This window comes from Prevotella sp. 10(H), from assembly GCF_000711235.1.
Classification (GTDB): domain Bacteria; phylum Bacteroidota; class Bacteroidia; order Bacteroidales; family Dysgonomonadaceae; genus Dysgonomonas.
This window is the reverse complement of the sequence record NZ_JOMI01000001.1, coordinates 760689-773232: the sequence shown is the minus strand read 5'-3', so window position 1 is coordinate 773232 and position 12544 is coordinate 760689. Positions and strand designations below refer to the sequence as shown.

At 39.1% G+C, this 12544-nt stretch carries 9 protein-coding genes; 2 read left to right on the top strand and 7 right to left on the bottom strand.

The window, feature by feature from the left end:
- Positions 1 to 9: 9 nt before the first annotated feature.
- The 4 genes from K348_RS0103160 to K348_RS0103145 all read right to left on the bottom strand — a co-directional run bounded on the left by K348_RS0103160 (position 10) and on the right by K348_RS0103145 (position 3764).
- Positions 10 to 648, bottom strand: a complete 639-nt coding sequence (locus K348_RS0103160) for a hypothetical protein (RefSeq protein WP_029902831.1) — start codon at positions 646 to 648, stop codon at positions 10 to 12.
- Positions 649 to 664: 16 nt separating this feature from the next.
- Positions 665 to 1768, bottom strand: a complete 1104-nt coding sequence (locus K348_RS0103155) for a hypothetical protein (protein WP_156032739.1) — start codon at positions 1766 to 1768, stop codon at positions 665 to 667.
- Between the two features lie 86 nt (positions 1769 to 1854).
- Positions 1855 to 2556, bottom strand: a complete 702-nt coding sequence (locus tag K348_RS18720) for a DUF4280 domain-containing protein (RefSeq protein WP_051697567.1) — start codon at positions 2554 to 2556, stop codon at positions 1855 to 1857.
- Positions 2557 to 2786: 230 nt separating this feature from the next.
- Positions 2787 to 3764 (bottom strand): GntR family transcriptional regulator, encoded by a 978-nt coding sequence (locus K348_RS0103145; RefSeq protein ID WP_029902825.1) that lies wholly within the window; start codon positions 3762 to 3764, stop codon positions 2787 to 2789.
- 163 nt (positions 3765 to 3927) lie between these two features.
- On the opposite strand from K348_RS0103145, the gene K348_RS19365 reads away from it, so the two are divergent.
- Positions 3928 to 4074, top strand: coding sequence for a hypothetical protein (locus K348_RS19365; protein ID WP_231496733.1), 147 nt, complete (start codon positions 3928 to 3930; stop codon positions 4072 to 4074).
- Between the two features lie 35 nt (positions 4075 to 4109).
- Positions 4110 to 6539 (top strand): family 16 glycoside hydrolase, encoded by a 2430-nt coding sequence (locus K348_RS0103135; protein ID WP_197027620.1) that lies wholly within the window; start codon positions 4110 to 4112, stop codon positions 6537 to 6539.
- 116 nt (positions 6540 to 6655) lie between these two features.
- Here K348_RS0103135 and K348_RS0103130 read toward each other — a convergent pair whose 3' ends face one another.
- Genes K348_RS0103130 through K348_RS0103120 form a run of 3 tightly spaced genes read right to left on the bottom strand, consistent with a single transcriptional unit; the run spans position 6656 to position 12529 of the window.
- Entirely contained in the window at positions 6656 to 9442 is a 2787-nt protein-coding gene (locus K348_RS0103130) for a sugar-binding domain-containing protein (protein WP_029902821.1), read from the bottom strand.
- Between the two features lie 29 nt (positions 9443 to 9471).
- Positions 9472 to 10815, bottom strand: a complete 1344-nt coding sequence (locus K348_RS0103125; protein WP_029902819.1) for a DUF3863 domain-containing protein — start codon at positions 10813 to 10815, stop codon at positions 9472 to 9474.
- 22 nt (positions 10816 to 10837) lie between these two features.
- Positions 10838 to 12529 carry a hypothetical protein gene (locus tag K348_RS0103120; protein WP_029902818.1) on the bottom strand — a complete coding sequence of 564 codons (1692 nt, stop codon included), beginning with the start codon at positions 12527 to 12529 and terminating at the stop codon, positions 10838 to 10840.
- Positions 12530 to 12544 lie beyond the last annotated feature (15 nt).

Here is a 12544-nt window from a genome sequence, read left to right as displayed (position 1 = left end):
GTTTTCTTTTTATCCAACAAATTGGATTGCTGTAAGTTTTATTATTCCGTCAACTTTTTGAAACCGATATATAACTCCGTGTTCACAAATATCACAGTCTATTTCATCAAAATTTAGCCCGAAGCTTACCATTGTCGGTTTCTGCTTTTCTATAGGCTCCAGCCAATTTATAAAATCAACATTAAAACTGATTTCAACATTCGGCTTTTTCTTTATTGTTACACTATAATTTTCTTCCAAAGCTTTCTGAAAATCTACCTTTTCTAGCACATTTACCAAATCTTCACCAAATAATTTTGAATAGTTCTCGATCAAATCTTCTTTTCCCCGATAGGGGTTAAAATCTCGAACAACTTTTCCATCTTCGTTCGTTCGTTCCCACGAATAATCTCCTTCGACGGGAAAATGAACTAAGTCAGTAAGCTTTTCGATCTCTCCTTTTGTCAAGAGACCTCTGAATGTTTCAAAATAGATGATAACTTCATCATTCGTCAATATAGTATCGGATGATTGTACAGTTATTATATCAGCCTGTACTGTAACTATATTATCGTTGTCCGTATTCTTTTGACTTTTCAACTTATCTCCGCAAGATAAAAAGATCAAGGTAAATGCTAAGAAGGAAACTATTTTATTTATTGTCATCATCTATTCGTTTGATTTGTTATGTGGTACGGGATCCGTTTGTTATAGTTCCCTCATACGATTCTTTTAAGAACTCAGGATCATTTTCGAAACTGAAGGGTGTGTAATTCTGAGGTAAAAAATATTTGAAATTGGTCTTTATTGCATACTTGCTTACATTTACTTCATCTGCCTGATTGCCTCCTAATACAAATAATTCTGTTTCATCTTTACTCATTCCTACAACAAGTCCGATGTGAGTATCTCCGAATGTAACAAGAGCTCCATAACTTGGCTCATCTATTTCCACTCCGTCACCCCATGTTCGCCAAGTACCGTTCCAATTTTCTACGGCAAGAGGATTCACCTCTTGTCCGGTATAACCAGTTTCCTCAAGTACATAATTTACGAATGCGCCGCACCATGCTGTGGCTTCTGAAATTGATCGCATAGTTTTAGGCACACCTTCATAATTTAAATATTTTACAGGGCTTGTTGCGTCGTTATTAGTACCCTCTCTTACGCCAAGTTGCATCTCCTCAAAAGCTCTGCTTACCCAAGGGACGTTAACCGTTTTTCTGATTTTTATTTTTTCCGTTTCTTTCTGGTCGACAATCATCGGTTTGTTTTCCCTTACAGAACTATAATTACGAAAAGCATTATCATCCCTTTTAATAGCATCATTTATTTCTCTTAATCTAGGAGAGTTATCTTCGATTGGCAAAATATTCATATAACAAAATATGTATACAATTGCTGTAATTTCACTCTCGTCAATAGCAGCATCACTTAACCAATCGGCATTAGGTGTAAGATTAAATATAGTTTTCTCCGGAGCATTAGGATTAGGTATACTGATGCCAAACTCATTTGTTTCCCCTCTTCCGAATAAATCATATTTTGTCACCCGCCGTAACGAAAGATAGTCTTCTGGCCAATCATCACTATGGATAACAATAAAAGCAGATAAAAACGAATTTTGAGCAAATTCTGTATCAACGTGTAAATATAACTCTTTGCCATACTCTCCTTTATTTGTTTTCTTTCCGGTTTGTGTTGCCCAGTTTACAGCCTTAATTTTGGGTTGAGGAACTTTTTTCTCTACAGTTTTCTTTTCGTCCTGACCTTGAATCGTTCCAGTCATTTTAAGAATGCCTTCTCCAGTTCTACTCTGTGAGGTAGGCTTTTTGTTCGTAGTATTAAAAAATAAATCGAGTAATCCCATAACCTTCAATTATTTTCATATTCGATTGAAAAATTGTCTATATAAGCAGTATTATCATCTTCAATAAGAATACTCTTATATTCTAATTTTGTTTTTCCACCCTTAAATTTTTTGCCATCACTGGCTTCAATTATCAAGTCTACTGTTTTACCAACGACACCATCTTCTACATCGATACAAAGAGTCACTTCTTGTTTGGGTATTAACTGATCGATGGATTGGGGTTCCCCTGACTCATCTATCCAATATATATTTAATATTTTAGGTTTTTTCTGCTTTTTTAGTTTTTCGCATTCTTCGCAAAACGGGGTAGCATCTTGTGCTGCTCTTTTCAATGCATCGATCTGTGGAGTCATTGGATTAAGGACTACTTTTGCCGGTTCCATTTGTCCTGAATTTTGAAAACGGATCATACCGCCACAGGCACACTGAATCGTCGAAGTCTTTAATAGCGGATTTCCTCCGGGTATTTCAACAGAAGGTAAAAAACCGGTCCACATAATAGGTGCCGGAACACATGGCGGACTAAATGGTTTTAAGCTACATGCCCCGAATGGCATAATATTCATATTAGAGATTTTATCTGATATAGTTGCTACCAAATTTCCCTGTACAGATAATAGACTGTTACTTGTTACTTGTAATTTGCTTGGAGCAGACCCTCCAGTGCACATTAAGATAGCACCTTTTGTCGCATATTCGCTCATAATGTATAGCTAAGGTGTGTTTGTTTATTTTGTGTTAATATCTGGAATGAGTTTAGTCTTTTTTCCAGACATTTGCAAATGTAATAATAAAAACAGTATATAAAAGTAAGGTACAATTATTTTCAATAAAAATAATTGTACCTTATCGCACTATGTTCATGAAATATTTTATAGATATAAAAAACTATTTATAACAGATACTGCTCTGATATGCAGTCGTAATTAACAAGTTACAATGATTTGCGGATATTCAATTTCCACGGATTCTCGATTGTCTCAATCGCTTTTTTATTAATGAGTAAAGCCATCGTTTTCCCCATTTCCTTAAAGTCAGTGGTCAAGGTAGTGATTCCACCTACTAATATTTCTTTTAAAGGCGTATCGTTATATGAAATTATACCATATTCTTTTCCGGGTGTATAGCCTTCTTTATCTGCCAGTTTTATTACATCAATCAAATCTCTGTCATTAACCACAATAAATAAGTCGCCTTCCTTTATCTTCCTGTTTTTTACAGAATTAAGATATCTGTGTTCGAAGCCATGCTTTTCGGAAAATCGACGTAGTCCGTCGTAACGTTCGTATGGCTCTTTTTCTTCACTCTGTACCATAAATATCCTTTTATATTTCATGATATATGATAATCCGAAGTTGAGAGCTTCATATGTATCTTTTTCAAAATTTTGGGCGACTGAAGAGTATTTATTCTTCAGTTCGGGATGAAAGTGATCTAACAGGAGAACCTTTCCGTTTATAGATTGTAATAATGGCTCGATACCCTGAAATTTTCCCGACATAATAACATACGTCGTATATTTTCCGTTTGCATCGTTTATCAACGTCTCAAATACTTTTCTGTTATAATTGTGAAAATACAGGTCTACCGAATCATTTTTTCCCAAGGCTGCAATAAAAGAGTTATAAATATCTTCTTTAAACTCATTAAATTCGTTAAACAGTAAGAATATGTTATTCTTGGAAGGTATTTTTGTGCTTGTTACATAGTACCCTACGCCCGGGGCAGAGTCAATAATTCCCCTTGACTTCAATTCACTTATACCGGCAAATACAGTATCGCGGGAAAGATTGTATATTTTTCGGAATTCATTGAGAGACGGTATCCAGTCTCCCTTTTTTAATTCTCCGTCCTTTATTTTGTTTACAACATGATTGACAACCAATTTATATTTAGACTCTTTGATTTTCATGTACTCTTTTTAATGCAAAAATATTTATAAATATTTCCGCCTCCAAATAATTGGGTCCAACAGGTTCGTACCAGTGTGTGTTATAAAGCATAAAAAATATTCATACCAGATCGTACTAGTTGGTTGAGGATAATGTATATTTGCGATTGCTAATATCTACACCATGAAAAAAGGAGTTATTTTTAGCATTGAAGAATTTGCTATACACGACGGGTCGGGTATCAGGACAACAATATTCCTGAAAGCTTTACCTAGTAACATAGCTGGTGGTATTTTCGGATGTAGAACAAGAATACAGGAAAGTATCTGAATAACAAACACGGACAAAATATTATGATTTATAAAATGAAAAAATTATTTCTGGTTACATTTATCTCTGTCGGATTCTTAGTGAATATGCATGCGCAGAATAAAGAAGAAAGTATTATTATTGATGTGGATGCCATGAAGGTAGAAAATACCATTAATCCCTTGCTTTACGGGTCGGGTATGGAGGATGTTAACCATGAGGTCTACGGAGGGTTCTATGATCAGCGTCTGTATGGAGAAAGTTTCGAAGAAGGGGCTCCCGTACTCAAATTTGATGATTTTACAATGTATGATGCCCAGTGGAAAGTAACCGGAGAAACAGCTTATGTCTATTCTACCCCGTTGGGAAAACTCATATATGACAAGGCTGAACTCAGCAAAGGCTGGGTTGAGATGGAAATCCGTTTCGATAACATACATGGTACCAGTGCAGGATTTATCCTGCATGCCGATGAAGTTGGTGAAGGCTTCGATAATTTTAATGGATATGAGTTCTCATTATCTACATCCGGTCGGGGATTTACCTTTGGTAAACATATGAAAGACTGGAAGCAATTGGGAAGTGCCGCCGTTAATATTCAACCTACAGAATGGAATAAATTACGGGTGAATTTCAACGGTGCTAAGTTCATGGTGTACCTGAATGAACAATTGATATTTGCATACGAAGATACCCGTCAACCTCTCCTGAAAGGGAAGGTAGGTCTACGGGCAACGCATACGGATGTTGGCTTCCGCAATCTGAAGATAAATGACGGGTTAAAAACCAACGAACCTAATTTTTCGTATACAAGCGAATATAATGTGAGCGCTATGTGGCGGCCGCTTTATTCGCCGGATGCTGAATATTCATTTGCCCTTGATAGTGATGCGTATAACGGATTGTTATCTCAAACTATAGAAAATAAGGGCAAAGGAAAGGTTGGAGTTTCTAATAAGGGATTGAACCATTGGGGTATTTCTGTCCGGAAAGGACAACGGTTTCAGGGACGGATATATCTCAAGGGTTCTGCAAAATCTGTATTCGTCGCACTACAGAATGAAAACGGTACACACGAATATGCCCGGATGCAAATAAAGGGTATAGGCAAAGAATGGCAGAAACATGATTTTAAACTGACTTCTGCACAAACAGACCCTAATGTCCGCTTTGCAATTTATATTGAGGGTGCGGGCAAAGTATGGATAGATCAGGCAGTCCTCACAGGCACCGGTAAGGATCAGTTCAAAGGGTTGCCATTAAGGAATGATATCGGGCAAGCCTTTATCAATCAGGGATTGACATTTCTGCGCTATGGCGGTTCTATGATTAATTCTCCGGAATACAGGTTTAAGAAAATGCTCGGTGATCCGGATAAACGTCCACAATACAGAGGTAACTGGTACCAGTTCACAACGAATGGTTTTGGTATTGTAGAGTTCATGCAGTATGCTGAGGCTGCGGGCTTCATTCCTTCATTTGCCGTAAATATAGAAGAGACTCCTGAAGATATGGCAGATATGATTGAATATTTCAATGGTCCGGTTACTTCTCAATGGGGTAGGAAACGTGCTCAGGATGGTCACCCGAAACCATATGGATTAAAGTATATACAAATCGGGAATGAAGAATTGCTCTTTGCTGATGATAGAGAAGGGTATCGGCATTACATCGAACGCTTTAACCTGCTATATGACGCTATGACTAAAAAAGACCCCGATCTGATTTTTATTAATTCCGCATGGTGGCGACCTGAATCGAAGGAAAATATGGAAATGGTGTTTCGGGCTTTAGATGGCAAAGCTGCATATTGGGACTATCATCCTTGGGTAGATGATTTCGGGTCGGCCAGTAGAGTAGAAAGGGAGTTAAAGAAAATGAAAGAAATGTTTTTGAGCTGGAATCCCGACACCAATATGAAATGTGCCATTTTTGAAGAAAACGGGAATTCTCATAATATACGCAGGACTTTGGGGCATATTATTACACAGAATGCTGTGCGCCGTATGGGCGATTTTGTCCTTACTTCGTGCCCTGCCAATGCACTCGAGCCGTATAAGCAAAATGATAACGGATGGAACCAGGGTCAGATATTTTTTACTCCATCTCAGGTATGGGGTATGCCGCCCTATTATGCACAGCAGATGGCTTCCCGCTATCATCAGCCATTGCTTGTAAGCAGTTTTGTTGGAAATAATGATGGCAATCTCGATGTTACTGCTACTCGCAGCGAAGACGGAAATCAGGTCGTACTCCATTTGGCAAATACCGGAGACAAGCCTTTACCTGTAAATCTAAAATTAAAAGGATTCGAAAATATTGCGATAGCTAAAGCTATTACTCTTTCCGGTAGCCTTACGGATGTGAATACTCCGGAAGAACCGGAAAAAATTACTCCTATTGAAGAAGAATTGACCTATTCGCAAAGCTCGGTATATGTAGTGAAACCATACTCGTACACGATACTCGTCTATTCAAAAAAATAAAGAAATATGAACTATGAAGAATTTATCAATAATCTTATTAGCCAGAGGCAGCCTTAAATAAAAGACTGCCTCACCTGCATTAGAATGAAAATCAAAATCACCAAACAATTCTTAAATCACTTAAATAATCCCTTAACCACATTCAAATCAATTTCATCTTTCGGTTGAAAAGAATCCGATGCCATATACTCCAGAATGCTCTGCTTGAACTGCTTTGCAGAGAGACGGGTATTGAGGTCGCTTTCCAAATCGGAGCTACAAACAAGAAGTTTTCCCTTTCCTACTTTCGTTTCGAACAGTAAACCTAGTTTTCTATTCTGGAACCAGTCGTCAATCAAATATATGATCGGCCGGAACTCTTTTGGAAAATCCTTCATAACTATTGCATCGCTGCCTATCGTTAAATCTCTCCACTGATAGTCTGAATATCCATCGTTAGGAAATGATTTCAGAGCCGGATGATTCGCTTCGCAATATATACCTAACGTATGCGGGGGCTGATTGCCACTCCATGCTGTATTCCAGAAAATAGGGGAGAAGGCTACTTTAATTTCACACTCTTTCGGGAAAGCTATATTACCCTTTGCAAGCAGAAGTACATTCTCTCCATTCTGAAGTTTCTCAAGAGTAACATTATCCATTGTATGTGCGATATGAGGCATTTTAGAAATACTGCTTTGCTTCGCCGGATAAACCCATATATTCCACGAATTATGATATGGAGTGTTATCAACCTGAACAGTAACCTTTAATTGTGTCGGCTTGTCTATTTGCGGGAATGAGGCTTTAATCACTCCCACATCGCACAATCCTCCTTGGGGAAGATCGGCTGTAAAACGACCATTTTTAATTTCCTTGCCTTCACGGGTCTCTATTTTCCAGCTCAATCCGGCATTCGTCATAGGCTTCTCGGCGTAATATGCAACCTGAAGCTTTGCATCGAGCGTCTCTTCATTAGTCAATATCAGTTTGGGAAATCGTACTATCGGTACAACCTGGTTACAGAAAGTACGGTATTCTTCACCGTAGATATATCCTTTGCTGTCCCAAAAGGCATCGAGTACCCCGACAAGAGCCGATCCCTGCCCGGGAAAATCATGAAGATCGAGCAGTTGAAAACCTGCCTGTCCGGGAGTGCGCAATGCTGCTTCTATATCTGCTTTATAACAGATGGCTTGAAGTTTTCCGGAAGCGTACAGAAATTTTTCTGACATGTCAGCCAATCCGCTTTCCTGTAGAGTTTCGCGAAATATTTCAAAGTTTTTGGCTTTCAATACTCCGGTATATTTAGCTATCTCCTTGAAATTAGGATATACGCAATATTGTCCGATTTCATGACCTATCATAGGGGTCTTTACTTTCATAAGAGGCGCGCGGTGGTCGAAGTCTGTTCTCGGTAGTCCGGTATTGAGTGCATTATCAAGTCCTCCACTTATACGGGTATCGTACCATGCATTGAAGTCAGCATTTTCTACATATGGCCAACCGGCCCCGCCTGTGTATAATCTGCGGTTGTCTTTCTTTTGCCAGTAATCGACCAGCTCAGACAAATATTTCACCTGATTTTTTCCATTCGGTTCATTACCATAAGCAAGCATACAGAATGACGGGTGATTGCCATATTCTTTAAGTATACGGTCACCTTCTTCTTTGAACCACTCGTCCTGAGGATTACCATCTCCTATATTGGCCCATCCTCCACACTCTACCATCAGGTATATTCCCATACTGTCAGCAACCTGAAATGCTGCTTTGGGCGGACACCATGAATGAAAGCGGACATGATTAAGACCATAATCTTTACATGTAGAATATATCTTTTCCCAATACCTTTTATCCATAGCCGGATAGCCGGTGTAAGGAAAGATGCAACATTCGAGAGTACCGCGAAGAAAGGTAGTAAGCCCGTTGATCTCAAACATCATACCTTTCGTTTTGAAATTGCGAAACCCGAAATCGATACTTCTACTATCTGCGCCATCAGATGTTTCGAGTGTCGAATGCATTTGATAGACATTCGGTGTGAATTCCGACCATAGTTTAATATCTTCGCCAAACAGCATTACTCCCTCTGCCTTATTTGTCTGCGGATTAATTGCGAGTTTAATTTCTTTGCCTACTTTGCGCCCGTTAAAAGTCGCATAAAATCTGAGAGTCGGTTTCTTTGCACTCCCTTTTACTGTAGCTTCAATTTTCACACTTTTACTTTCAATATCCGGATATAGCTGGATGTCATCTATATACATAGAAGTCTTAGCTGTGATCGACATCTTTCCTATCAATCCGTTCCAGTTGGACTGTGTATGGTCCGAGACACTATGTGCATTTTTACCTACATCTATGTTGACTCTGTTATCAACCCTTAACGTTATAATATGAATGCCTTTTTTCAAACTATTGAGTACATAGCGGTGAGGTGTCTGCAAAGCATTTTTATCCCCTACTTTTTCGCCATCAAGGTAAAGGGTAGTCTCCCAGTGCGTACGTTCAAACTGAATTTCCACAGGTCTGTTTTCCCATCCTGCCGGAATTTCAATCGATTTCTGATACCATGCTACACCTACGTAATGTTTATCAGGATTTAGCCAGTAAGGCACCTTAATATTACCCGAGACACGATACTTAGCAAATTTGGGGTCCGTTGCAGAATGCCCCGTATCTCCGGTCCATGGTGTATTCATCGTTACATCAAACCCTTTGCCTTGTTCTTGAAGCGAGCCGGGTAGAGTTACTCTTTCTGTAAAACTTTTCTTATACCACTTTTCAGAATTGCCTATGTCTTTTTCGTCTAAAGCGAACTTCCATTCTCCTGCCAACGAAATTGTCTTTTTGGGTACTTTATCCGAAGCAAAAGCAGACAATGCAATTGTTAGTATTAATATTTGTATGATAATTCGTTTCATTTTATTCTGCATTATTACATCGGTTACTATCAGAATAGATATGGGTAATGTTTTTTAATCAACGAAATTCCTTCTGCGGATATTTGATTGATAGGTTTGGGCCTGTCCTGCGGGCGTGACTGTTTCTGGTTGATTTCGCCCAGCAGGCTCCATTTGCGTGTCATATCCTTGGGCTCTTCCGCTTTCAGGTTGTAATTGGTAAAATCAATTACATATTCGGCATTTCTCCTGTTCTTCTGCCAGTCTTTGACCAACGCCAGCCGGAAATCCTTATTCATAAACCAGCGTATCTGCAGGTTGATATCCGAACCTCCGATGCCCGAACCTTTCTGTTCGAAACGGTAATTGAAGGAATTATCCTTGTAATGTTCCCTCCAAAGTAATCCGAATTCACCTTGAGTGATAAACTTTACATCCGACCAGTTCCGCTTGATCTCGTTCAGCCAGTCTTTCAATCCTGAAACATCGATCGGTAGTGATAATTCCCAGCAGTTTGTAACCCATGCAAAGCCATTCAGTTCAAAACCCCTGTCATAATGTAAGGCTGTTGTATGCAGCATTTCTGTGAGTCCGATAAGCTTTCCGTATGCATAAATCGTTTCTATAGGTCCTACCCCCATCCGGCTGTTGAAACCTCCGGCAAAACCATCCCTGCGGGCAGCAAGGAAATCCATCGACCATCCGTCGAGGTTTACACAGTCGATAAAATCGTCTTTCCCCTGCGCCGGTTTACAGAAATGCTCTTTTGAGGGATAGAAAGGGTAGGAAACAGCCCCGTCGCCGTCCTGATTATCGATAGAGAATTGGCTCCATATGTTTCCCTGACAAACATGAATACCTTCCTTTTCAGCCAGATACTGCTGATTTTCGGCAGCAAGGAATCCAGCCAGCACACTTTTAGGGCGGAATCCGTTACCTACGATCTCGCTGACTTTTGCCAGCCCGTCGTGCAGATCCTTGTTTACCTGCTCACGTGAATTATATGCATTTGCGAAGTAAGCCCCCGGGATGAAAGTGATATCATCCCCGTACTTATGATGATAGCCGACTACCAGTTCACGTATTTTCTTATAGTTGTCGGTTTGGTCGTGCAGGGCCAGCCAGCTGAACGCCCAGGTGATTCGAGCTTCGGGATATTCTGAGGAAATAGCCTCGCGGAATGCAATGACGCGTTCAGGAGTATGAGCACCGCGTTCGTCCATTCCTTCATTCCTGTCGCGGCTTACTTCGATCTGGTTGACACGTATAATCGTATTAAAGGTCAGGAAACGATTGCCCATAAGCTGATCGGATTTTTCCTGTGCTTTAACATGAGATGTAAAATATAGAAAAATAATGAGCAAGAGAATTGCTGTTAGATTTATTTTTTTCATTATGGCAATATTATGTCCTTAATTATTTTGCAGAACAGTCAATGATTAACTTGTTATTTGAAGACGGTATAAATCGGAACACATAATCTGAATTACTTCCTTTTTCTATTGTTCCTTCTTGACACTTGATTTCATACTTATATCCTCTAAATTCTGCATCGATTTTTGATTTTTCGAAAGAAAGAAACGGTAATCTATCTAATCTGTCTTCAGGTACTTTCAATTCCAGCATCCATTTAGAATCAGAATTGTCGGACGAAATGGTAATATTTCCTTCATTCAATTCTATTATATATTTACGACCTTTCTTATCTGCAGATTCTATTTTCAGGGTACTTGCCGATGGTTCGGTAAGAAGAGGATTAGCTAAAATAATCTCGGACTTATTACCATTATCATCGATATTAATAAATCGTAGCCCTGTCTTATTTTCAGGAGTACTCCAGTAAAACCGGTCGATGACAGGAAGTGTATAGTAGAAGAACTGATTTCCTGTTCCCGGAGTATGTAAATATTCGGATTGAAAGTTCTCATCAAACAAATGAATATCTCTGAAACAAAACCCTTCCTTTTCCCAATACAAATTAGCCCGATAATAACGGCTGTTGTACCATACCGATTTATTACCTTCGTTACGTATATCGGTAAGGGTTGTAATTGCCGTCGCCGGAGTTACAGGGAATTTTTCTTTAAACCACTTACCTGATTGCTCCAATGTTTCTACTTTAATTTTTCCAGCTGTGCGTAACGAATCAAATATCGGGAACTGCATTTCCAATCCTTCACCCATACCAGACCATGTAAATGAATTTTCCTGTCCTGCCTGTGCATAATTGAAAGCTAAACATGGTTCGTTAACAATAGATTCCAGAAAGTATTCAACCCACTTTTTATTTTTACCTGCATTATGATATACAGGTTCGAGTGATATAACTCCCTGATAATTTGTACCCACTCCTGCATCATACTGATACATGGGGTCACTGCCGAGCATACGAAAAACAGGAACGGGTATCTGACTACTTTTAGTCTGGGCAGGCATATAAGCGTTTTTCTTACTAGGGTAGTATGCCTGATTCCAGTAACCACCCCAAAGGGTATATCCGTCTGTACCCACCTGGTCTTTGCAATTGCATGAGGCTACTATCCCGTACTTTTCATACATATATTGTAAAGTATGGGAATCGATAAACCAAGACCCGACCGATTTAGGATATTTACCATATATTTCTTTAAATTTTTCCATATATACATCCACCAGTTTTTCTCTCTCGGGCTGTGTATAGCCGGGAGTGAAAGCAATATTTGCAGTAGAAACCCATGAGTGCTCCCCTCTCCATTTCATCCCTGCAGCTTCAACATGAGGCTGGGTTATCTCCCACCATGCGCCTATCTCAGATTCGGGATTGAGTTTGGTCTTCATCAATTCCTGATATTTGGGATTGATAAGGGCATCGTACTGAAATAAGAATGTAGTAGGAAAATTGTATTTGTTCGATAAGTTTATCTGTTTTTGTACCGCATCAAACATCAGATTATCTGAATTTTCCATACGATAGTCCGTCTGGCGGATAAAATTAATGATATTAATTATTCTTGGAGAATCACTATTATCAGGGTTATGGGCGTCTTTTTCGGAACAGCCGGAAAGAGAATAAATTATCAATAGGGGTGTGATCAAATAACAAAAAAGCTTTGATATAATAAATTTCATGGTAATTATATTTAT